Annotated in this window: 12 protein-coding genes and 1 pseudogene; 12 read left to right on the top strand and 1 reads right to left on the bottom strand. The window is 72.3% G+C overall.

Annotation, left to right across the window (positions count from 1 at the left end; translation table 11 throughout):
• The first annotated feature begins 4 nt into the window (after positions 1-4).
• From ACFYQA_RS34290 to ACFYQA_RS34240, 11 genes are all read left to right on the top strand, one after another.
• Positions 5-790, top strand: a complete 786-nt coding sequence (locus ACFYQA_RS34290) for an SDR family NAD(P)-dependent oxidoreductase (protein ID WP_388926427.1) — start codon at positions 5-7, stop codon at positions 788-790.
• A 101-nt stretch (positions 791-891) separates the two neighbouring features.
• The gene (locus tag ACFYQA_RS34285; RefSeq protein WP_388926425.1) at positions 892-1,620 is read left to right on the top strand and encodes a thioesterase II family protein; all 729 of its coding nucleotides are present in this window, start codon (positions 892-894) and stop codon (positions 1,618-1,620) included.
• Between the two features lie 42 nt (positions 1,621-1,662).
• Positions 1,663-3,582, top strand: coding sequence for a non-ribosomal peptide synthetase (locus ACFYQA_RS34280; protein ID WP_388926422.1), 1,920 nt, complete (start codon positions 1,663-1,665; stop codon positions 3,580-3,582).
• A gap of 118 nt (positions 3,583-3,700) precedes the next feature.
• Complete coding sequence (locus ACFYQA_RS34275; RefSeq protein WP_388926419.1) at positions 3,701-5,467, top strand: acyl-CoA dehydrogenase family protein; 1,767 nt, start codon at positions 3,701-3,703, stop codon at positions 5,465-5,467.
• A gap of 10 nt (positions 5,468-5,477) precedes the next feature.
• A complete protein-coding gene (locus ACFYQA_RS34270; protein ID WP_388926416.1) occupies positions 5,478-10,469 on the top strand; it encodes a condensation domain-containing protein in 4,992 nt (1,663 codons plus the stop codon).
• Positions 10,466-16,459, top strand: coding sequence for a beta-ketoacyl synthase N-terminal-like domain-containing protein (locus ACFYQA_RS34265; RefSeq protein ID WP_388926413.1), 5,994 nt, complete (start codon positions 10,466-10,468; stop codon positions 16,457-16,459). The genes ACFYQA_RS34270 and ACFYQA_RS34265 overlap by 4 nt, the downstream gene beginning before the upstream one ends.
• Positions 16,456-17,730 carry an MFS transporter gene (locus ACFYQA_RS34260; RefSeq protein ID WP_388926409.1) on the top strand — a complete coding sequence of 425 codons (1,275 nt, stop codon included), beginning with the start codon at positions 16,456-16,458 and terminating at the stop codon, positions 17,728-17,730. Before ACFYQA_RS34265 ends, ACFYQA_RS34260 begins: the two co-directional genes overlap by 4 nt.
• A gap of 159 nt (positions 17,731-17,889) precedes the next feature.
• Positions 17,890-18,069: a hypothetical protein gene (locus ACFYQA_RS34255; protein WP_388926406.1), complete on the top strand. Its 180-nt coding sequence runs from the start codon at positions 17,890-17,892 to the stop codon at positions 18,067-18,069.
• Entirely contained in the window at positions 18,066-18,815 is a 750-nt protein-coding gene (locus ACFYQA_RS34250) for a thioesterase II family protein (RefSeq protein ID WP_388926403.1), read from the top strand. Before ACFYQA_RS34255 ends, ACFYQA_RS34250 begins: the two co-directional genes overlap by 4 nt.
• Before the next feature lie 16 nt (positions 18,816-18,831).
• Complete coding sequence (locus tag ACFYQA_RS34245; protein ID WP_388926400.1) at positions 18,832-20,715, top strand: non-ribosomal peptide synthetase; 1,884 nt, start codon at positions 18,832-18,834, stop codon at positions 20,713-20,715.
• Positions 20,709-21,977, top strand: a complete 1,269-nt coding sequence (locus ACFYQA_RS34240) for an argininosuccinate synthase-related protein (protein ID WP_388926397.1) — start codon at positions 20,709-20,711, stop codon at positions 21,975-21,977. Before ACFYQA_RS34245 ends, ACFYQA_RS34240 begins: the two co-directional genes overlap by 7 nt.
• A gap of 346 nt (positions 21,978-22,323) precedes the next feature.
• Here ACFYQA_RS34240 and ACFYQA_RS34235 read toward each other — a convergent pair whose 3' ends face one another.
• On the bottom strand, positions 22,324-23,160 hold the full coding sequence (locus tag ACFYQA_RS34235; protein ID WP_388926393.1) for an IS5 family transposase: 837 nt from the start codon (positions 23,158-23,160) through the stop codon (positions 22,324-22,326).
• 340 nt (positions 23,161-23,500) lie between these two features.
• On the opposite strand from ACFYQA_RS34235, the pseudogene ACFYQA_RS34230 reads away from it, so the two are divergent.
• Positions 23,501-23,674: pseudogene (locus ACFYQA_RS34230) on the top strand (transposase); the annotation flags it as partial.
• Positions 23,675-23,766: the final 92 nt, after the last annotated feature.

Genomic DNA, 23,766 nt, shown 5'->3' with positions numbered 1-23,766 from the left:
ACGCATGACTCTGCAACTCACCGACCGCGTGGTGATGGTCACCGGGGCGGGCAGCGGGATCGGCCGGGCCGCGGCACGGCTCCTGGCCGGGTACGGCGCACGCGTCGTCCTGGTGGGCCGCACCGAGTCGGCGCTGGCGGAGACCGCCGCCGGTCTGCCGCCGTCGCACCACTGGACGGCACCCGTCGACGTCGGCGACGACAAAGAGGTGGAAGCGTGCGTGGCGGAGACGGTCCGCCGGTTCGGGCGACTGGACGGAGCGTTCAACAACGCCGGCATCTTCGGGGAGTTCGGTGCGCTGCACGAGGACACCGCCGACAACTTCGACCGTGTTCTCGCCACCAACCTGCGCGGGGTCTGGTCGTGCATGCGCGGCCAGATCGGCGCGATGCTGGCGGCCGGAGGCGGCTCGATCGTCAACTGTGCCTCGGTGGCCGGCCACATCGGACACGCCCAGAGTCCGCTCTACTCGGCCACCAAGCACGCCGTCATCGGTCTGAGCAAGTCGGCCGCCCTGCAGTACGCGGGCGACGGCATCCGCGTCAACGTCGTCAGCCCCGGCTCGACCGACACCCCCATGCTGCGCAGCCTGTACACCGAGCCCGGCGCTCTGGAGCAGCGGGCGCGCCGGGCCCCGCTGGGCCGACTGGGCACCTGCGAGGAGGTGGCCGAGGCCGCCGCCTGGCTGCTCGGCCCGCTCTCGTCGTACGTCACCGGACAGACGATCGGGGTCGACGGGGGTGTCACGGCCGGGTCGGCTGTTCCCCGCAGCGGCCGCAACCCGTCCTGAACACGGTGCGCCCCGGGCCGCCCCGGTCCCTCCGTCCGTAACCGTGGCGCCCCGAGGCGCCGATCCCGACTGATCGTCGAGCCGAGGAAGGTCTGGCCCTGATGAAACCGACACTTCTGGTGTCCTTCCCGCACGCAGGTGCGGGTCCATCGTTCTTCGCGGGGTGGTGGAACCTCGCCTCGCCCGGTCTGGACGTGGCACCCGTGGGGCTGCCGGGCCGGGAGAAGCGCTTCGCCGAGGAGCCCCTGGAGTACGTGTCCGACGCCGTCGAGGACGCGCTGCCGCAGATCCGCGCGCAGGCCGGCGGCTACCGCGGGGTGATCCTCTTCGGACACAGTCTGGGGGCGGTCCTCGCCTACGAGACGGCCTGCCGGCTGGCGGCGGACACCGACGTGCCCGTCGTGGCTCTCGTCGTCAGCGGGTCGGCAGGCCCCGCGCACCGTCACGACCTCGGCGCCACGGGCCTGCCCGAGGACGCCTTCCTGAACGCCGTCGAGCGGGCCACCGGTTACCGGCACGAGGCCCTCGACGACCCCGACCTGCGCGAGCTGCTGCTGCCCGCCCTGCGCGCCGACATCGCCATGCACGAGCGGTACCGGTCCACCGGCCCCACCGTGCTGGATGTCCCCGTCCTCGCGGTGCGCGGCGCCGAGGACCACCTGATCGACGCGGAGATGCTCGGGCAGTGGCGCGAGGTGACCACCGCCGACTTCGACGCGAGGTCCCTGCCCGGCGGCCACATGTACCTCGCCGAATCCCCCGGCCCGCTGCTGCGCCTCATCGGCGTCAGCCTGGAGCGCGCCCTCCCGCCCGACGCGCCCCGCGCGTGACCCGCAGGCACTGTCCGATCCGCGGCACGAGAGAGAAGGGCCATGGAGCAAGAACGGCAGGAACAGACAACACCGCCGCAGGTGCCGACCGCACCGGCCGCGGCCGGCCGCACGGCTCCCGGCCCGTCCGCGGTGGCCGGGCCGCGGATCCCCGTGGAGTGCGACACCCGCATCGAGGACCTTCTGCGCGCAGCCGCCCGGACACACCCGGACCGGACAGCCGTGACCAGCGCGCACGGGCCGCTCACCTACTCCGAGATGGATCGCAGGGCCGACCGGCTCGCCCGCACGCTGCGGGCCGCGGGGGCGGCACCCGGCACACGGGTGGCGGTGGCGGTCGAACGCTCGCACGAGATGCTGGTGGCGGTCTTCGCCGTCCTCAGGGCGGGCGCCGCGTACGTGCCGGTGGACCCGGGCCATCCGCCCGCCCGCAACGCCTACGTCCTGCGCGACAGCGGAGCCGGGATCGTCGTCGCCGCCCCCGGCACGCTGGAGCGGCCGGACGGCACCGTGACCCTGGTGGACCCGTACGCGCCCGAGTCCTACGACGCGGACGACAGCCCCGTCGAGCACACCGGTGACGGCACCGACGTCGCCTACGTCATCTACACCTCCGGCTCGACCGGGGAGCCCAAGGGCGTGATGGTCGAGCACCGGTCGGTGCTCAACCGGCTGCGGTGGATGCAGCGCGCCTACCCGATCGGCGCCCAGGACGTGCTCCTCCAGAAGACCCCGATCGGCTTCGACGTCTCGGTGTGGGAGCTGTTCTGGTGGACCCTCGCCGGGGCGTCGGTCCATCTCCTGGAGCCAGGGGGCGAGCGCGACCCCGACACCATCGCGGCGGCGGTCGAGGAACATGGCGTCACCGTCGCGCACTTCGTGCCGTCGATGCTGCACGCGTTCATGGAACACACGGACAACCGCACGGACCGCGGGCACGACCTGTCCTCGCTGCGCCGGGTGTTCGCCAGCGGAGAGGCGCTGAGCCCCCACCACGTCCGCCGCTTCCACGAGGTGCTGGGCGGCGCGCCGGCCCGCCCGGAGCTGGTGAACCTTTACGGTCCGACCGAGGCGACGGTCGACGTCACCCATCACCCGTGCGCCGACCCGGCCCCTCGCACGGTGCCGATCGGCCGGCCCATCGACAACGTGCGTCTCTACGTCCTCGACGACACGCTGCGTCCGTGTTCCGCCGGGGAAGCGGGGGAGCTGTGCATCGCGGGAGTGAGCCTGGCCCGCGGCTACCTGGGGCGCGACCGCCTGACGGCCGAACGCTTCGTCGAGGACCCGTTCCCGGGGGAGCGGCGCGTCTACCGCACCGGCGACCTGGCGCGGCTGCTGCCGGACGGCTCCCTGGAGTACCTGGGCCGCAACGACCACCAGGTCAAGATCCGCGGCGTCCGCGTGGAGCCCGGCGAGGTCGAGAACACCCTGCTGGCCCATCCCGCCGTCGTCAACGCCGCGGTGATCGCCCGGCACACGCCGACCGGCGAGGCGTACCTGTGCGCCTACACCGTCTGTCGCCGGGAGTTACCGGCCGGTGAACTGCGTTCCCACTGCGCCCGGTTGCTGCCCGCCGCGCTGGTCCCCGCCCACGTGGTGCCACTGGCATCGCTTCCGCTCACGCCGAACGGGAAGCTGGACCGCGCCGCACTGCCGGCACCCCCGGCGCCCGCCTCCGGGCCGCCGGACCCGGACACACGCGGTGACACCGGCCGGCCCGCCGCACGGGCGGAACACCTGATCGCCTCGGCGTGGGCCAAGGTGCTCGGCATCCCCGCCGAGACGATCGGGCGCGCGGACAACTTCTACGACCTCGGCGGCACATCCCTCGCCGTCCTCGCGGTCGCCGCCGAACTCCGCGGCCACCTGGGGCTGAAAGACCTCATGAGACAGACCCAGCTCGGGCCGCTCGCCGACACGCTGGCACGGCACGCCTCCCAGGAGGAGCGGCGTCCGTGACACCCCCCGGGCGCGACCGGCACCCGACCTGCCGCGCACACCGGCCCGCCCCGGGCGACCGCCCCCACGCCCTGCCTTGGCCCCCTTCTCACGCCATCCGGAACGGAGACCCCGCACGATGAACGAGCGCCCGAGCAACCCCTGGTACAGCGACGAGACACCCAGCGTCCTGGAACACCTGTACCGCGGCGAGCTGCGGTGGGACCTGATCAGCCGGTTCCCACGCCAGGACCCGGAAGACCGGGAGGCCGGGGACAACGCCCTCGCCACCTTCGCGACCCTGCTGCGGGAGCAGGTGGACCCGGGCGAGGTCGACGCCACCGGGCAGTTGCCGTCCGGCCTGCTGAAGGCCCTGGCGAGCAGCGGATTCGACCGGCTCCAGGTCGATCCGTCCCTCGGCGGCCTCGGACTGTCCGCCCTGAACACCTTCCGCGTGGTCGAGACGGCGGCGAGCTGGTCGATGGCCACGGCCCAGATCCTCTCCGTCCAGAACACCATCGGGGTCGGCCCCTTCCTCCCGGCGCTGCCCCCAGGACCCCTGCGGGACACCGTCGAGGCGCGGACTCGCGCGGGCGTCTTCAGCGGCAACAGCGACACCGAACCGCAAGGAGCCTCCAACCATCGGCGCTATACCACCGCCACCCCCATCGAGGACGGCGACGCCTTCCTCCTCAACGGGGAGAAGGTCTTTTCGGGCAACGCCCCCATCGCCGACATGGTCAACGTGACCGCCACGGTGCGCGAGGGCGACTCCGAACGCGTACGGCTGTTCTTCGTCGACACCGACAGCCCCGGCGTCCGCATCAGCGCCCACCACGACTTCATGGGCCTGAAGGGCTTCCCCTCGGGAGCCGTCACCTTCGAGGACGTACGGGTGCCGGCCCACATGGTGATGGTCGAGGGCGAACACAACCGGCGCCTGACACCCGAGCTGTACCGCCGCCTGGTCGTGGGCCGCGTGCACACCATCGCCGCCCCCTCCCTCGCGATCAGCCGGCTCTGCCTGCGGTGGGCCCGCGAGTTCGTCGAGCGCAGGCAGATCGACGAACGCCCCCTGGCCTCCTACGACGAGATACGGCGCAACGCCGCCGACACCCTCAGCGAGGTCTTCGCCCTGGAGACGCTGGTCCAGTGGTGCCTGCTGTCCGGACGACAGGTGCCGGCCAACCCGAGCTTCGAGCAGGTCGCGGCGAAGAACCTCTCGTCCATGACCGCCTGGCGCGTCGTGGAGCGCACCATGTCCCTCTACGGCGCCGAGGGATACGAGACCGAGGACAGCAAGGCACGCCGCGGCGTGCCGCCGGTACCGCTGGAGCGGGTGTTCCGGGAGGCGCGCGGGCTGCGGATCTCCGGCGGCGTCGAATTCATGCTGGACATCTGGATGGCGCAGCGGGCCGTCTTCTGGTGCTACTACCCGCAGCCCGACAACATCGAGGCGATCGAGTCGGCCGAGCCCGACCTGGGCTGCCTCGACGAGGCCGACCTGACCGACGCCAACCTGGACCACCTCCGGTTCGCCGTGACCGAGACCAGGGCCCTCGCTCGCACCTGCGCGGAACTGGCGCGCCGTCACCCCGACCAGCGCGAGCTGTTCGAGCGGGAACGCCTGCTCATCCCCCTGACACAGATCGGCAACGAACTGCTGCTGATGTCCCTCGTCCTGGGCCGGACGTCCTCCCTGGGCACCGAGGGGGACGGGACCACCCAGGACCTCGCGGACATCTACTGCGCGGAAGCCCGGCTGCGGATCGCCGACGCGTGGCGCCGGCACCGCACGGCGGACTCACCGGCCGCGTCCAGGGCGGCCGACGACTGGTTCGGCGGCGAGCGATGGGCGGACCTCCTCCCGGACGCCGCGGTCGACTCGCTGACCGCCGGAAAGTGAAGGAGGAGCAGTGACGTCCACCACCCCGCCCCACACCCGCCACCAGACCGCGGTCGTCCCGGACGCGCCGCCCCCGGACGGCGAGCATGACAGCATGCCGCTGTCGGTGGGCCAGGAGGCCATGTGGGTCTCCTGGAAGATCGATCCCGAGCAACGCACCCATATCGTTCCCAGCCCGTTCCGCGTCGAAGGAGAACTGGACACGGCCCGGCTCGCGACAGCCGTCGACCAACTGGGCCGGCGCCATCCGACTCTGCGCGCCCGCGTCGTCCGCGACACCGACGGTACCCGGCTGACCTGGGCCGGGGCCCCGGCGATCCCGGTGGCCGAGCACAAGACGGACCAACCCCTGGACGCGTTCGTCCGGACTCTGTGGCAACGCCCCTTCGACCTCGACTCCGGTCCGCTCGCCCGCGCCGACGTGGTGCGCGGCGAGGACGGGACGGTGCTGCTCATCACGGTCCATCACATCGTCTTCGACGGGGCCTCGGTCCTGCTGCTGCTCGCCGATCTGCGCCGGGCCTACGCGGGAACCGACCTGGGCGGACCCGAGGACCCGCAACCGCTCGCCGCGCATGCCCGGCGCTCCCGCGCCTACGCGGACGGGCCGGAGGGCGAGGAACTGCGCTCCTTCTGGCGCGCCCACCTCGGCGACACCGTCCCCGCTCTCCGGCTGCCCACCAGCCTCGACCCGCCCGGCTACACCGTCCATCGCAGCGACCTGGACCCCGGGCTGTCCGCCGAGGTGAGCACATGCGCGGCCCGACTGGGCGTCAGCCGGTTCACCGTTCTGTACGGCGCCTACCTGGTGCTGCTGCGCCACTTCAGCGGGCAGGACGACCTGCTGGTCTCGGCACCCCACCACGGCCGGGACACCCCGGATCTGAAGGACCGCATCGGCTTCTTCGTCAACGCTCTGCCGATCAGGCAGCGCCTCGACGGCGACGACACCTACGCCTCCTTCCTGCGTCGGCTCCGCGCCGACCTGCGTGTCTGCCAGGAGCACGGCAACCTGCCGCTGCCCGCCATCCAACGGCAGGCCGGCCTCACCGGCCGCGCCGGGCGCGACCTGTCCCACCAGGCCGTGTTCGCCTTCTGGGACGCCTCGCGCACCCCGGACGTCGACGTCAAGGCGTTCCCGCTGGACGCCGACGGCACCTCGTGCACGCTGCGGCTGCTCGACATGGAAGGCGCGGCCGACTACACACTGACCACGATGGTCCGGGAGGACGGCGGCGCCACCAGCGTCCTGTGGAAGGACCCGCAGGGCGCGGTCGGCACCCAGCTGATCGCGGAGATGGCCGCACAGTACCTGCGCACCCTGGCGGAGATCGTCGCCGATCCACAGCGCCGCCTGGCGCCGTCGGCCGCCGCCCCGCCCGCCGGACGGGACGTGCCGATCGCCGAGGACGGCCCGACGACGGCGGAGGGCCTTGAACGCCCAGAGGAGCGGGGCGCCGGGCCGGGCGGGGGAGAACACCTCGACGCACTGGCCGGGATCTGGACCCGGACCCTCAACTGCGACCCGCCCGGCGAGGACGACGACTTCTTCGATCTCGGCGGCCACTCCCTGATCGCCAACACCCTGTTGGAAGCGGTCGACCAGCACTTCGGGGTCCAGATCCCCCTGCGCGACCTCTTCGAGTTCTCGCGCTTCGGCGACTTCGCCGCGTTACTGAACGGGCGTCTGCCACAGCCGGACCTCACCGCGGAGAGCTCCCCGACCGTGTTCCCGGCGTCCGGGTTCCAGGAACGCATCTGGTTCGCCGAACGCCTCGAACCCGGGACGACCCTCTACAACGTCCCGCTGTGCTGGACGGTCGACGGCCGACTGGACGCGGCCGTGCTGGAACGCGCACTGGCGCTGCTGGTGGAAAGGCACGAGATCCTCCGCACCCGGTTCGTCCAGGACGACGGACGGCTGCTGCAACACGTCGGCGAGCCCTGGACGCCGCACGTGGAGACGGTCGGCGCCGACGAGGGCGAGCCGGCGGACTGGGTCCAGCAGGCCGCGGGACGGCTGTTCGACCTGGAGTCCGGGCAGTTGCTGCGGGCGGCTCTGCTCGACCTGGGCACCCGGCACGCCCTCTTCCTCTGCTTCCACCACCTCGTCCTGGACGGCGAGTCCGCCGCGCCCCTGCTGCGCGAACTCGACCGCTGCTACGGCGAAGCCGCCGGCGTCGCCGCCCGCACCCTGCCGGCGACCCCCGCGGGAAACACGGACCCCAACCGGCCGCCCGTCTGGACGGAGCTGGCCCAGATGTGGTCAGAGGTGCTGCGGACGGACGGCCCGCCCCGGGCGGAGGACTCCTTCTTCCCCTCCGGCGGCACCTCGCTGCTGGTCACCAAACTGGTTCGCAGGATCAACGACCGGCTGGGCTCGGGCCTCTCCCTGCGTGACCTCTTCGAGCACCAGCGGTTCGCGGACCTGGTCCACCTGGTCGAGCACCGGCTCGGAGGGGATCCCGCCGCACCCGCGCGGTCACTGACGGAGGACGAACTGGCGGCGGCGTCACCGGCGTCCCGGTTCCAGGAACGCATCTGGTTCGCCGAACGCCTCGAACCCGACGCCCTCTACAGCGTCTCGATGTGCTGGGAGGCCGACGGCCGACTGGACGCGGCCGTACTGGAACGGGCACTGGCGCTGCTGGTGGAACGGCACGAGATCCTCCGCACCCGGTTCGTCGAGCACGACGGCAGACTCCTGCAACTGATCGGTGAACCGTGGACGCCCCACGTCGAGCGGGCCACCCTGACAGAGGCCGAACTGGCGGGCTGGGCCCGGCAGGCGGCCCGTCGGCGGTTCGACGCGGGCTCGGGGCGCCTGCTGCGGGCGGCCCTGCTCGACCTCGGCACCCGGCACGCCCTCTTGCTCTGCTTCCACCACCTCGTCCTGGACGGCGAGTCGACTCCCGTCCTCCTGGACGAGCTGAGCGCCTGCTACGCGGCCGCGGCCGGACGGAACACCGAGCTGCCCGAGCCCAAGCAGTACCGGACCTACGTACGGGAAGCCGCAGACGGCCACCGGACGTCCGGCGCGGCCTCGCTCGACCACTGGGCACAGGCCCTGGACGGCGCCCCCAGCACGCTGCCCCTCCAACTCCCCGCCCCCGCGGGGCCGCACGGAGCGGTGCGGGTGCCGCTGCCGCCCGACCTGCTGGAGCAACTGCGGGAAGTCCTCGCGCGGCGGAAGGTGTCCTGGTTCATGGTGGTGGCGACCGCCCTGGCCGTCCTGATGCACCGCAGGACCGGCCGGAACGACATCACCTTCGGCACGCTCGTCTCCGACCGCCGCACCGGCGACGCCGGCATGGTGGGCCCCACGGTGAACACCGTCGTGCTCCGTTCCCGGTACGCCCCCGGAGACACCCTCGCCGACCTCCTCGCGGCCATGCGCTCCACCGTGCTCGACGCCATGCAGTACCAGCGCGCGCCGTTCGAAGAGGTCGTCGAACGCCTCGCACCCCCACGCGAACCCGGGCGCACCCCGTACATCGACGTCACCCTGAACATGAACGTCACCTCGCGGTCCCGCCTCTCGCTGGACGGGACCGGACTGACTCCTGCGCCGATCGGCTCCCGATGGGAGGACGACCTCAAGTTCGGCCTCACGGCGAACGTGCACCTGGTGGACGGAAGGCTGGAGGCGGCCCTTTCCTACCGCGGCGACCGCCTGTCGCCGCAGGACGCACAAGACCTCGCGGCGGGCCTGGCCGAGGTGGTCGGACAGTTCCCGCACACCCTGGACCGTCCCGTGACGTCCCTGCTGCCCGACCTGAGGTCGGTGCGCGAGGAGCGGACCGCGCCCGCCCCGGCCGCGCCGCCGCAGTTCCGGGACACCCTCCCCGCGCCCGGAGCACCCGGCTCCCCGGCGGACGACCCCGGCCTGGACTTCTGGTCCCGCTACCTCCACGAGGCCCCCGTCTACCTCCCCATGCCCGTGCCGAAGGAGCCCGAGGCGCACCGGTCGCTGACCGTACCGCTCGGCGAGGGCGCGCTGACCGGCCTGCGGGCGCTCCAGGCCGAGCACGGAGTGACCCTCTACATGGTGGCCGCCGCCGCGCTGGCCACGACCCTGTACCGGTGGACCGGACAGAACGACATCGTTTTCGGCACCCCGGTCTCCACCCGTGAACAGGGCTTCGAGGACGTTCTCGGCCCCTGCCTGAACACGGTGGTCATCCGGTGCCGACGTGGTCGTCCGGACACCCCAGCGGCCGTGCTGCGCCAGGTCCGCGAGTGCGTACTCCAGGCGTTCGAGCACCAGCGGACCCCCTTCGAGAGGGTCGTCGACCGGCTCAACCCGCCCCGCAGGCCGAACCGGGCGCCGTACATCGACGTGACGCTCACCATGGAGTCCCCGCAAGACGGTGCCTCGCTGAACGGACACCGGCTGGACCGGCTGGAGATCGCCCAGACGCACGACACCCTCGGCAAGTTCGGACTCGCCGTCGCCGTCACACAGACCCGGGACCGGCTGTCGGTGACCCTCAATCACCGCGGCGACCGCGTCGGAGCCGAAGACGCCAACGCCTTCGCCGTCGGCCTCGGCCGGGTGTGGGACGCGTTCGCGTTCACGCCCGACCGGTCGCTCGCCACCCTGGACCTCGCCACCGCCGCCGTCACACCGGCCCACGACGACCATGGCGGACCGGTGGTCACGGTCACCGGCATGTCCGCGGCCCAGCTCGAACGCCGTATCGCCGAGGCCTGGTGCGACGTGCTGTCCGTCCCCGACGTGAGAACGACGGACAACTTCTTCGACCGGGGAGGAAACTCCATGCTGCTGTCCACCCTGCACCACCGACTGCGGACGGAGCTGCGTGCGGACCTGCCCATCAGGCACCTGTTCCAGTTCCCGACCGTGGGCTCCCTCGCCGCCGCCCTGGCCGGCGTGACCCCAAAATCCCAGGCCCCCACGGACGACGAGTTCCGGCAACGGGCCCGCCAGGGCCGGCGCGGCAGGCCGGGCGCCGGACGCGGCGAGAGGAACGGCCGATGAGCGACAACGAGGCGATCGCGATCGTCGGCATGTCCTGCCGCTTCCCCGGCGCGGCGGACACGGGCGCCTACTGGTCGGTGCTCCGCGACGGCAAGGACGGCATCAGCCGCTTCAGCACCGATCAGCTGCTGGCGGCCGGGGCACCCGCCGACCTCGTGCGGCGGCCGGACTACGTGCCCGCCCGCGGTGTGCTCGGCGACGGGGACCGCTTCGACTGGGCCTACTTCGGCTACAGCCGGGCCGACGCCGCGCGCATCGATCCGCAGCAGCGGGTCTTCCTCGAATGTGCCGCGACAGCCCTGGACGACGCCGCCCTCGACCCGCGCCGCTTCCCGGGATGGATCGGCGTCTTCGGCGGCGTCGACTCCGGCACCCCCCGGACGGAGGACGACGGCGGCGACGTGCTGGCCCGCATGATCGGCCGGGACAAGGACTACGCGACCACCCGCATCGCCTACAAGCTGGGGCTGCGCGGCCCGGCCGTCACTGTGCAGACGGCTTGCTCCACCTCCTTGGTGGCCGTGCACATGGCCTGCCAGAGCCTGCTGTCCTACGAGTGCGACGCCTCCCTGGCGGGCGGTGCCGCGCTGTGGCTGCCGCAGACCCGCGGCTACCTCTTCCGGGAGGGCCACGTCCTGTCCCGGGACGGCCGCTGCCGTCCGTTCGACGCGTCCGCCACCGGCATGCTCACCAGCAGCGGCGTCGGCGTCGTCGTCCTGAAACGGCTGTCCGACGCCCTGGAGCACGGGGACCGGGTCGTAGCGGTGATCCGCGGCTCGGCCGTCAACAACGACGGCGAGGAGAAGGTCGGGTTCACTACGCCCGCCTTCGCCGGACAGCGTGATGTCATCCGCATGGCCATGGCGCAGGCCGACGCCGATCCGGCCGACATCTCCTACGTGGAGGCGCACGGCACCGGCACACGGGTGGGCGACCCGGTCGAAGTGGCCGCGCTGGCCGCGGCCTTCGGAGACACCCCGCGTCCCGAGCGCTGCTGGATCGGCTCCGTGAAGAGCAACCTCGGCCACACCGGGGCGGCTTCCGGCGTGGCCGGACTGATCAAGACGGCGCTGATGCTGCGGGCCAGGGAACTGGTCCCGACCCTGCACTACCGCAACCCCAACCCCGAACTGCGCCTGGAGGAAACGCCCTTCCGCGTCTGCGCGCGGCGCAGCCCGCTCGCGCAGGACGGTCCGCTGCTCGCCTCCGTCAGCTCCTTCGGACTCGGCGGGACCAACGCCCACGCCGTCCTGGAGGCACCCGCCGTGGACACCCGGCGGCCCGCGCGGCCCGTCCCGCGATTGTTCGCCCTGTCCGCAGCCACCCCACAGGCACTCGAACGGCTCCGCGAGGACACCGCCCGCAGACTGGAGGACGCCGAGCCGCCACGCATGGACGACGTCGCGCGGACCCTGGCCGCGGGCCGCCGCGAGCACCCCCACCGCCTCGCCGTCCGCGCCACCGAGCCCGCCGGACTGGCGGCCGCGCTGCGCGACGCCGCCCCGTCCCCCGCCGCGAGGACGAGAGCCCGTACCGCGTTTCTGTTTCCTGGTCAGGGGACTTTGCGGCCGGGGGCCGGCCGGGCGGCCCACGCTCTGCTGCCACGGTTCCGGGAAGCCTTCGACGAGGTGGCGGGGCTGGCCGTGGCCCGCTTCGGCACCCGGCTGACCGTGCTCCTCGACCCGGACACCGACCCGGACCGCGTCCGTGACGTCGGTTTCCAGCAACTGGGACTGTTCGCCCTGGGCTACGCCCTGGCGGAGCAGCTGGGGGCCTGGGGTGTCGAGCCCCGGGGGATGCTGGGGCACAGCCTCGGCGAGTACGTGGCCGCCACCTGCGCCGGCGCCTGGACGGTGCCCGACGCCCTCGCTCTCGTCCATGAACGCGGCAGGGCCATGCGGGAGACCCCCGAGGGCCGGATGCTCGCCGTGATGGCGGAACGCGAGACCGTCGGGCGCCTGCTCGAACACGCCGCGGGCACCGGGGAGTACTGGGTCGCGACCGACAGCACCGACCACACCGTGCTGTCCGGGCGGCCGGACCACATCGCCGCCCTGCACCGCGCCCTGGAGGCCCAGGGCGCCACCACCCGCCTCCTGGACGTCGAATGCGCCGGGCACTCCCCGCTGCTGGGCTCCGCCGCCACCGCACTGCGTGCCGCAGTGGCCGCCACCCCCACCCGCGACGGCGCCCACCGGGTCGTCTCCAACCTCACGGGCACATGGGCCGGCCCGGCGGACCTCGGCGACCCGGAGTACTGGGCGCGCCACCTGTGCGGCACCGTGCGGCTGACCGACAGCTTCGGCACGCTGCTGGACGAGGGATGCGACGTGTTCGTCGAACTCGGCCCCGGGGTCTCCCTGTCACGCGGCGTGCGCCGGCACGGGAGATGGGACGCGGACGGGGCGGCCGTGACCCTGCTCGGCCCCACACCCCAGGACGAACGGGCGGCGCTGCTGCAAGCTCTCGGGACACTCTGGCAGCACGGCCTGCCGATCCCACTGGAGGAACTCGCGGCGGAACCCGAAGCGATGCGGGTGGCGCTGCCCCCGCATCCGCTGGAGCCCAGCCCGTGCGCGCAGCCGTCCACCGGCCCGGCGGCCCCGGGCCGCCGGGAGCGCGGCGAGGCGGTCGCGTCCGGAGCCGGGGAACCGCTGACGTACGAGCGGTGGGTGCAGACCCCGTCGGCCGCCGTCGGCGACCACGACCTGGTGGTCCTCGCGGACGCCTCCCAAGCACTCCCGGAGAGTTTCGTCGCGGCCCTGTGCGGCTCTGACCCGGTCGAGCCACCGGTCCGCCTGGAGGCCGGGGAGAAGGACGACGCACCCCGGGCGGTCGCCGAACGGGGCGCCACCACACCCCTGGTGGTCGTCGTCGCGAAGGGACCGGCCGACGAGGCGTACGTGGACGCTCTGGACGAGCTGGCCGACCGTACCGAGGCCGCCCTGCTGATCGTCGTCCCCGGGGCGGCCGGATTCCCCGCACCCTGCGGCGGCGCCCTGGCCGCGTGGGCCGGGCACCGCGCACGCCGTGACGGTTCACGGCCGGTGTACGTCCTGGACCCGGGCAGCGGCGGCGCCCCCGCTCTGCCGCCCGCGCTGTCGGCGGACGCCCACGTCTACGCCTACGACCGCGGCCACTGGTGGGCCTGGGCCCAAGCACCGCTGCCGCGGACCACCGGAGCACCGAGGACATCGCCGAGAGCGGCGGTCGTGGCCTGCGGGCGGGAGGGCGCACGGCACGCCTCCGACCTGGCCGCCGCGGGACTGCGGGTCGGCGCGTTCGCCGCGCTCCCGGGCGCCGCCGAGCCCCGGCCGGTCACCGCAGCGGCCGCGGACGAGGCGCCCTGGAGTCGCCAGGGGCCACGGCTGTCCCGGCGCCCGGATGTAAACCGCGACCTCGACGCCTACTGCGCCGCGCTCATCGCCCGCTTCGTCCTCGACCGGGCGGCACTGGAGCCCGGTTCAGCCATCACGGTGGACGAACTGCGACGACGGCTCGACCCGGACCACCGGCTCCCACCGGTAATGGACTTCTTCGTGCGCACCCTCGCCTCCCGCGGCTGGCTGCACCGCACCGGCACACGGATCACCGTCGACACCGCGGCGGAGGCTCTGACCCGGACGGCCCGGCAACGCCGGGAGGCACTCGGCGAGGTGCCCGGCCTGCGGCTGATGCTGGAGGAGGTCGCCGCGTCCTTCCCCGACGTCCTCGACGGGCGGCGCGAACCGGTCTCCGTGCTGTGGCCGGACGGGGAGGAGACCCTGCTGCAGGAGCGGCTGCGCGACAACACGCTGGCCGTGTACGACGCGTCGGCGGCCCTCGATGCCCTGGCCGACACCGTACGCGTCGCCGGCTCCAGGAGGGCCGCCGACGGCGACGCGCCGCTGCGGGTCCTGGAAGTCGGAGCGGGCCACGGCACCTTCACATGGCGGCTGCTGGAGCAGTGGCCGCAACGAGGAGCGGCCGAGTACCACGTCACCGACGTCAGCCCGCTGCAGGCACGCAGGGCCGAGGCCCGCGCCCGCGAACTCGGCCTCACCGGCATGCGGTTCGGCACCTTCGACATCACCGCGGACCCGGAGGAGCAAGGGCTCGCGTCCGGTACGTATGACCTCGTCGTCGGCTACAACGTCGTCCATGTCGCACCCCGGGTCCGGGACGCGCTACGGGGCCTGGGCAGACTGCTGCGGCCGGGCGGACTGCTCGGCCTGGTCGAGCTGACCGAGATGCCCCTGTGGAACGACATGCTCAACAGCCTGGCGCCCGGGTGGTGGGACTTCGACGACGACCTCCGCCAGGACTCGATCCACCTGGACCAGGCCGCCTGGCGGCGGGCGCTCCAGGAGACCGGCTTCACCGGCGTCCGCGTCCTGCCGGACGCCGGACAGGCCGACCACGCACTGCTGCTGGCCACCGCGCCCGACCGCCCGGCCCCGGCCGGAAAGCCGCACCCGGACGGCCCGCTCCCCGCCGAGACCGGTCGCGCGCTGCCGGACGACGCGGTGGACGCGATCGTCGTGCTGGCGGACAGCGTCGGCCCGCGACCGTCGACGGGCCTCCTGGCGGACCTGTGCGGCGCCCCGTTCCGCACGGGGGCCGAGGTCTGGTGGGTCAGCGAGGACCCGTCGGCCGGCGCCGACTGGCGCACGGAAGCCGCCCGGTACCGGCTCGACCCCCCGCACGACACGCTGCCCGCCCGTCACCACCACCTGCGGCTTCCCCGGCTGGACGCCCCGCACCTGCGCTGGCTGCCCTCGCTGATCGGCCGGGACGCGGTACCGGGCGTCGTCCGGGCGTCCGCCCCGCCCCACCCCGCAGACCCGGACACCCTCCGCGCACCCGGGACCAGCGGGAAGTCCCAGGACACGGCCCCTCCCGCAAAGGCCGTTCCCGATACCCAGGACGACCGTCCGGCGGCCCTCCTGGCAGAACTCTGGTGCGAAGTCCTGGGCGTCCCGCGCGCCGACCCGTCGGACGAGTTCTTCGCCCTGGGCGGCGAGTCCCTGATGGCCGTCTACTTCCTCACCCAGGTGCGCGAACGGCTCGGCGCGCAGGTGACCATGGCGGACTTCGTCGCCGCGACCACCTACGGGCACCTCCTCGAAGAGGTCCGCCGGGCCCTGCCCCGGCAACCGCGGTCCGCGGCAGCACAGCCCGCGTCGGCCCTACCCGCCCCGACCGGTCTCATCCCGTTCCGCACCACCGGGAACAGGACACCGGCGTTCTTCGTCGCCCCCGCAGCGGGCAGTTCCCTGTGCTACCGGGAACTGGCCGGGCTCCTCGACGACGAACAGCCCTTCTACGGCCTCGACTCGCCCGGCCTGGAAACCGGCACCCGCCCCCTGCACCGCTTCCAGGACCTGGCGACCCACCACATCGAGGCGATCCGACGGGTCAGTCCCCACGGTCCGTACGTCCTCGGCGGCTGGTCCATCGGGGCGATGGTCGCCCATGAGATGGCAAGAAGGCTCCAGGCCGCGGGCGAACAGGTCGAACTCCTCCTGCTGGTCGACGGGTTGCTGCCGCACACTCGCGGGTGGCCCGTCGCCACACGCCCCAGGCATCTGGCGCGCAATCTCTGGTATCACCTCCAGGCCAGCGCCGGAACCGTCCCCGGCCTGGGCCGGAACACCGGCCTGGGCCGGACCCTCGCCCTCACCGACGGCGGACAGGCGGGCGGCCCGCTCCGCCCGTCGGCCGGGCAGGGACTCGGCCCCGCGTTCGTGCGGGTCCACAACGCCAGCATCCGCGCAATGCTCCGCTACCGCCCCTACCCCGTCCGGTGCCGGACGGTCCTGTTCAAGACCGGCATGGACGCGCCCCGCCTGGCGCTGCTCCGCGACAGGCTGGCACCGCTCTACCCGGCTGGCCTGCAGGTCGAGCCCGCCGCCGGCGACCACTGGACGCTGCTCTCGCACGACCACGTCGGCAGCCTCGCGGCCGCGGTGGAACGCGAGTTGGCCGGCCCGCGAGACGAGCGCCGGTGACCGGCGGGCCCGGCCGCGGCCGGCGGGAGATGGCGGCCCTGCTCGCGGCCGAGGTCGCGTCCCTGACCGGGTCCCAGCTCAACACCGTCGCCCTGCCCTGGTTCGTGCTGACCACCACCGGTTCGGCGGTCCGGATGAGCTGGGTCATGGCCGCCTACTTCCTGCCGGCCGCACTGTTCGGCATCGTCGGCGGCGGCTGGGCGGGCCGCGTCGGGGCCCGGCGCTGGATGATCCTCTCCGACCTGTGCCGGTTCCCGCTGACCGCCGCGGTGCCGGTCCTGCACGCGCTGGGCTGCCTGTCGTTCCCGCTCCTGCTCCTGCTCGTCTTCCTCACCGGCGCCTTCTGGGCGCCCTACATGGCCAGCCAGCAGACCGTGCTCGCCACCGTGACTGGAGAGGACGAACAGGCCCTGGCCCGCTCCGGATCACTCCTGCACGGCGCGACCCGCACCGCCGTCGTCCTCGGCCCCCCGGCGGGTGCGGCACTGGTGGTGGTGCTCGGGGCGCCGACCGTCCTGCTGATCGACGCGGCGAGCTTCCTCGTCGCCGCGGCGCTGGTGGGCCGGATGGTGGCCGACCGCGGGAGTCCACCGGCGGACGCCCCCATGCGTTCCAAGGTCCGTGAGGCCGTCGGCGTCTTGCGGCGGGACCGGCTGCTGCTCCTCTGGTCCGTCGGCACGATGATCACCGAAGCCGCCGGACAGGCGCTCCTCGCGTCGTTCCCCCTACTGGTCACGCTCCACTTCCGGGCTGGTGTGGGCATGGTGGGCGCGCTGCTCGCGTGCTTCGGCGCAGGTGCCCTCGCCGGCAGTCTGCTGGCACCGCTGGTGCTGAGGCGCACCACAGCCGTAGGGCTCGCGACATGGGCCAAGGTCCTCCAGGTGGTGACGCTGATCCCGCTCGCCTTCGCCCTCCCGCCCCCGGCCTTCGGCGCGGTCCTCGCCGTATGGGGCGTATTCGTCGGACTGACCAACGGACCGGCAGCGGCGGTACGACTGCTGCGTCTGCCCGTCCGGCTGCGGACCGAGGCGATGGCGGTCGTCACCACGGTCACCCTGCTCGGCGGCACCGCGGGCCTGCTGCTGGTGGGGGTCTCCTTCGCACAGTTCGGCACCCGGGTGCCACTGATCATCATGATCGCCGTCCAGGCGGCCGGCGCCGCCCTGTTCCTCATCGGGACCGTCCGGTTCGGCACCGACCGACGCCCGCACGCGCCCCCAACGGACACCGGGCACGGCCCCAAAAAGACATCCGCCGGGAGAACCGGCTGACCCCGCGGGACGGCCGCGGCCCGCTCACCCCCTGCCGCCACCGGCACGGCGCCCGGTCGGCCTCCTCGCCGAAACGGCGCCCTCACCCCTTGCCGCCGTGACCTCCACACCCCGCCAACCGGACTGATCCCATGGCGGAAGCATCGAAAGGCACCGACCTTGCCCGATCCGAAACCCCACCTCCCGCCCGTCCCGGCCGGCCGTGCCGCCTTGCGCACCGCACATGGCCACCCGCTCCGCGACAGGACAGCCGCCGTCCCCGACCGTCCCGTCGCGGTCCTCGGCATCGTCCCGGCCCGCACCGCGACGGCCCCCGACGTCAGTGAGGCGGGCGCATGACCGGCAAGCCCTACACGTTCGGCGGCGCCGACCCGACCGCGGCGAAACTGCGCGTCCTGCTGGTCCCGCACGCCGGCGCCGGTGCGTCGAGCGCCCTCGCCTTCCGCCGGCACTCTCCCGAGACCTGGGCGGTGGCGGCCGTACGGCTGCCGGGCCGGGAATCACGCATCCGCGAGCCCGTACCCGATCTGTCCGGCCTGGTGGCAGACGTCGCCGCCAGCGCCCGCACCCTCCCGGGCAGCGGGCCGCTCCTCGTCGTCGGCGTCTGCTCCGGAGCCGTCATCGCCCTGGAAGCCGTCCGTGAGCTCCAGAGCACCGACCCCGCACTGGTCGGCGGCTTCGTCGCCGTGTCCCAATGGGCCCCCGACCAGGCATCGAACACCACCGCACGCCCGGGCGCCAGCCCCACCGACGAGGCCGACCTGCGGGAGGAACTGCGCGCCTATGGTGCCCTGCCCGACTCCATTGCCGACGACGACCTGCTGCGGACCTACCTGCCGGTCATTGCCGCCGACATGCGGGCCGTCCGGGACCACCGCGCCGACCCCGACCCCCCGCTGTCCTGCCCCGTGCTCGTGGTGGCGGGAGAACACGACCCGCTGTGCGGCGAGGACCGGCTCGCCGGGTGGTCGCTCTACAGCGGCACGACACGGCAGGTCCGGCTGCCCGGAGGCCACATGCTCCTGACCGAAGCCCCCGAGCAGCTCGCGCACCGCATCGCCGACAACCTCGATCTCTTCATCTGACGCGGAGGCGGAAAGAATGAGCATCACCAGTTCCCCGGGCCCCACGCGCACCCACCGCGAGCCCGCGCCCGACCGGCCCGAAGCGCCGTTCGGCAGCTCCCGGAGAGTCGATACGCTCTTGATGGAGAGCTGGGACCGCGAGCCCGACCGAGTGGCACTCATCGACCCCGCGACCGACATCGTGGTCACGGCCTCCGACCTCAAGGAACGCGTGCTGTGGACGGCCCGCGCCCTGCGGGAACGCGGCGTGCGCCCCGGCGATCTGGTCGTGGTCCACCAAGAGCGTTCCGCGGCCTTCGTGGTGTCGATCCTGGGCGTGCTCTTCGCGGGCGGCGCCCAAGTGGCCCTGGACGTCAACGATCCACCCGAACGGACCCTGGAGACCATCGCCGACTGTGCCCCCCGGGTCCTCATCACGGGGCCCGACTCCCGGCTCACCACCCCGGTGCCTGCGCTGGTCGTCACAGGAGAGGAACGCGACCGCGACGGACCACCGACCGAGGACGGACCGGATGGACCGGACGGCGCGGCGAGCGCCGCCCAGCCGGCCGTCGTGCTGTACACCTCAGGCTCCACCGGCCACCCCAAGGCATCGCTGATCAGCCACGATGCCCTGATCTCCCGGCTGAGCGCGCTCCAGGGCACCCATCCGATCGGGGCGCACGACCGGATCGTCCACCACACCACCTGCACGTTCGACATGTTTCTCGTCGAGACCTACTGGCCGCTGCTGGCGGGCGCCACGGTGGTGATCGCGGCTCCCGGTCGGCAGCGCGACACCGATTACCTGGCACGCCTGATCCGGGAGTACGGCATCACCACCTTCTACTGCGTGGTGTCCCTGCTGGAGCTGTTCCTGCTGACGCGCGACCCGGGCGAACGCTACGACGGCCTGCGACAGGTCCTGACCGGCGGTGAACCCCTCAGCCCCGAACTCGTCAAGCGGCTCCACTCCCGGTCCACCGCCTCCCTCACCAACCTCTACGGACCCAGCGAGTGCACGATCTACTGCACCGCCTGGGAGTGCCCGCGCGACCCGGAACTCGACACGGTGCTGATCGGCTCCGCCGTCGCGGATACCACCCTGCGGATCCTCGACCCGGACGGGAGAGAGGTCCCGGACGGGGAGGCGGGGGAGCTGTACATCGGCGGCGCCGGTCTCGCGCTCGGATACCTCAACCGGCCCGAGCTGACGCGGGAACGCTTCGTCGCCGACCACCTCGGAGAGCCGGGCGGCAGGCTGTACCGCTCGGGAGACCTGGTCCGCACCCGTCCCGGCGGCGCCCTGGAGTTCCTCGGCCGCGTCGACCGCCAGATCAAGGTACGCGGAGTACGGATCGAGCCGGGCGAGATCGAATCCGCCGCCTCCCGCTGCACGGGCGTACGGCAGGCCGCCGTCGTCGCACAGGGACAGGGCAGCGCGAAACGGCTGGTGGCCTTCGTGGTGGCCGAACCGGATACGGGCGACACCGAGCTGGTGCCGGCCTTACGAGCCCATCTGCGCTCCGCACTGCCGGGCCGACTGGTCCCCTCGGTGATCCGGGTGGTCGGACACCTGCCGCTGACGGCCAACGGCAAGCTGGACGGCGCCCTGCTCATACGGTGGGCGGCCGACGCCTCCGTCGGCACGGCGCCGGACCTCGGCGACATCGACACCGGCGGTCCGCTGGAGGACGTCGTCGCCCGGATCTGGCGGGCCGTCGTGGGGGCGGACGACATCGACCCGGACGCCGACTTCTTCGACATCGGCGGCGACTCTTTCAAGGCAGTGCGGATCGTGAAGGAGACGCAGCGCCTGCTGGCGGTGACCACCCCTCTGGAGACGCTGCTCCAGGAGCCGACGGTGCGCAGCTTCTCCACGGCACTTCGTCAACTGATCGAACAGGAGCAGGCATGCTGACCCCCATCACGTCCCCCGGCGGACACGGCACCGGGCCCTTCCTCAGCAGCGCCGTGCCCGTCAGGTCCTTTCACGACATAGAGTCCGGGTGCCTGGACCGGGACAGCCCCGTGGTCGTGCTCTTCAGCGGCGGTCTCGACAGCACCTACCTGCTGCACCGGCTGACCGCGGCGGGTTTCGAGAACATCCACGCGGTCTACGCCGACCTGGGCGCGGGCGAGGACATCGAGGAACAGAAGCAGGTGGCCGAACAGCTCTCGGTCCATCTGCACATCCTCGACGGACAGCGCGTGTTCGCCGAGGAATACGTCCGTCCTGCGGTGGCCGCGCAGTCGCTCTACCTCGGCACCCACCCCATCAGCTCGTCCCTGAGCCGTCCCCTCATCGCCGCGCTGGCCGTAGAGCAGGCCACCGCCCTGGGTGCGACGGGCATCCTGCACACCGCCAACCGTTCCCAGAACACGATGCGCAGGCTCAACGGCGCACTGCGCAACCGCGGCTGGACGGGCGCCTACGGCAGCCCCTACGACCTCGACCCCGTCGAGCGTGACCAGAAGGTCCGCGAACTGGAGTCCCGCGGCCTCGTGCACATGAGTAAGCGGTTGACCAGCGTCGACTCCAACCTGTGGTGCCGTGAGTTCGAGTCGGGCGTGCTGGAGGACCCCGAGGAGCACGCTGTCCCCGAACACCTCTACCGCTGGAGCGTGCTGCCCGCACGGGACGCCGGGACGGAGATGGAGATCAGGTTCGACCGCGGCGTGCCGTGCTCGGTGGACGGCACCGAACTGCCCCTGCGCGAGCTGATCGACACCCTCAACCACCGGGTCGGAGCCTGCGGCATCGGCCGCTACAGCGGGCTGGAGCACCTGGAGGGCGGCCAGAAGGTCCTGGAACTGCGCGAAATGCCGGCCGCGTGGATTTTGCTGCGGACCTACCGCCACCTGGAGACCGCGACGCTCGACGCGGAGAGCATCCGGGAGAAGATGCACATCGAGCAGATCTGGGTCCGCGAGGCCCTGGAGGGACGCTGGTTCGCGAACCTCCGCCGGGCCAGCCAGTCCTTCATCGAGGTCTGTGCGGCGCAGGTGACGGGGGTGGTCCGCTGGCGCCTGCGGAACGGCACGGCCGACACGCTGTCCATCCGCGCGGCACACCCCCTCTACCTCAGGGACCGGGAGGAGTGGGAACGCCGGACGACAGCGGATGCCGCGACGTCTACGACCGGGAGGCGCGTGGCGCACCCGCCGGTCTCGGACGGCTGACGGGAGGCCGCGGGGCGTTCACGAGGGCCGTTTCCCGGGCTCCGGACCGGTGGGGCGCCGGTCCGGAGCGGGTACGGCTGCGCGAGCGCAGTGCGCGTCCCGGACCGGGGGGTGCCTGTTGAGCCGGCACGGAGCGCGGTGCCGGTGTTGCCACCGGTCCGTTTCTCCGTGCCGCTCGCCGAACCCGGCGTACCCGTCTCCGAGTACCGGGCTCTCCACGGACTCAGCCGTTCAGGCGTGATTGAGGCGGGTCCAGGGGATGGGGATCGTGTTGCCTCTGTAGCGGTAGCGGGTGACCGCCACCGCCTGGAGGTCTAAGAGGACGTTCCGCTTGAAGAAGGATAGTTCATGGTTTATGCCAGGTTATGGGTGTTTCTCCGGTGGCTCGTTTCGCGAGGTTGGAGATCATCGCGAGGCGGATCATGCTCTCGGAGTGGGTGGGCTTGGTCTCGTAGTCGCGGGCGAGGCGGCGGTGCATCATGATCCATCCGAAACTCCGCTCTACCACCCAGCGCCTCGGTGTCACGGAGAAGCCTTTGACCTGCGTGTTTCGCGGGACGACGTCGACGTCGATACCGAGAGTGGCGCCGTGCTCGATCGCCTTCTTCTTGTAGCCGGTGTCGACCCATGCCTTGCTGATAGTGGGGCGGTCGGCGGCGATCTGGGTGAGGAGCTGGATGCCGGCCTCGTTGTCGGAGACGCTGGTCGCGGTCACCACGACCAGCAGTAACAGGCCGAGCGTGTCGACCACGATGCTGCGTTTGCGGCCCACGATCTTCTTGCCGGCGTCGGTGCCCTGGGTGTCGGTGGGCACGCTGGGCGCGGTTTTCACGCTCTGGGCGTCGATGACGCAGGCGGTGGGCTCGGCGGCGCGCCCTTCCTGCTTGCGGACGATCCCGTGCAGGTGGACGCCCAGCTTCTCGGTCGTGCCGTCCGCAGTCCAGGCGCTGAAGTACCCGAAGACCGTAGTGTGCGGCGGGAAGTCATGGGGCAGGTACCGCCACGGGACCCCGGTCCGGTTGAGGAAAAGGATCGCGTTCATGACTTCCCGCAGGTCGGCGACCTTGCCGCCGAGGTTGAGCGACGTCTTCTGCCGCTCGACCCGCCAGGCGGTCAAGATCGGCTCCATCAACGCCCAGCGGGCATCGGACAGATCGCTGAGATAGGGCAGTCGCGCGGCCATAGAGACACTGACTCACACGGTCCGCACGGCCGCTATCGCTCGAACGAGCGAGGCAAAACGGCAGCTAGCGGGTCATCTTCGAACCGGACAGGAGTTGTCGGGCGGATGCGTGATGAAGTGCGCATTCGAATTCACCGTGAAAGCTGGGCGATTTTGACAAATGCCCTGCGCCGAGGCGACTTTGGTGCGCGGTGAACCAGCTCATAATGGTCCATTAACGACGCGAACGTCCTCTAAGTGGACGGTTCGTGAGTCTTTGAGTGGATCTGCTGTCGCCTGATCGTGTGGCGGCGGGGCGGACTCTACCGGTTCGCGGTTGGTGATCTGGTGATGTGACCGGGTGAGTGAACGCAAGCCGTACCCGAGTGACTTATCGGACGAGCAGTGGTCGTTGATCGAGCCGGTGATCACCGCGTGGAAGGACCGGCACCGCTCGGTCAGCGGTCATCAGGGCGCCTACGGCATGCGGGAAATCGTCAACTCGATCCTCTACCAGGGGCGGACCGGTCGCCAGTGAGGCTGCGCCAAGCTCGTTTCCGCAGTTCAGTGAGGCTGGCGTGATCCACCGGTGAGGTCCTCACGCTGGTAGGCGGCATGATCGTCGGG

Origin of the sequence: Streptomyces sp. NPDC005774 (assembly GCF_042871645.1) — a bacterium.
GTDB classification, from domain to species: Bacteria; Actinomycetota; Actinomycetes; order Streptomycetales; family Streptomycetaceae; genus Streptomyces; species Streptomyces pratens.
Note: the sequence above shows the minus strand (reverse complement) of the source record. Positions and strands in the feature narration are given on the sequence as shown.

Coding starts and splice junctions, on each gene's coding strand:
- ACFYQA_RS34290 (WP_388926427.1), top strand. CDS start 5: ATGACTCTGCAACTCACCGACCGCGTGGTGATGGTCACCGGGGCGGGC.
- ACFYQA_RS34285 (WP_388926425.1), top strand. CDS start 892: ATGAAACCGACACTTCTGGTGTCCTTCCCGCACGCAGGTGCGGGTCCA.
- ACFYQA_RS34280 (WP_388926422.1), top strand. CDS start 1,663: ATGGAGCAAGAACGGCAGGAACAGACAACACCGCCGCAGGTGCCGACC.
- ACFYQA_RS34275 (WP_388926419.1), top strand. CDS start 3,701: ATGAACGAGCGCCCGAGCAACCCCTGGTACAGCGACGAGACACCCAGC.
- ACFYQA_RS34265 (WP_388926413.1), top strand. CDS start 10,466: ATGAGCGACAACGAGGCGATCGCGATCGTCGGCATGTCCTGCCGCTTC.
- ACFYQA_RS34250 (WP_388926403.1), top strand. CDS start 18,066: ATGACCGGCAAGCCCTACACGTTCGGCGGCGCCGACCCGACCGCGGCG.
- ACFYQA_RS34245 (WP_388926400.1), top strand. CDS start 18,832: ATGAGCATCACCAGTTCCCCGGGCCCCACGCGCACCCACCGCGAGCCC.
- ACFYQA_RS34240 (WP_388926397.1), top strand. CDS start 20,709: ATGCTGACCCCCATCACGTCCCCCGGCGGACACGGCACCGGGCCCTTC.
- ACFYQA_RS34235 (WP_388926393.1), bottom strand. CDS start 23,160: ATGGCCGCGCGACTGCCCTATCTCAGCGATCTGTCCGATGCCCGCTGG.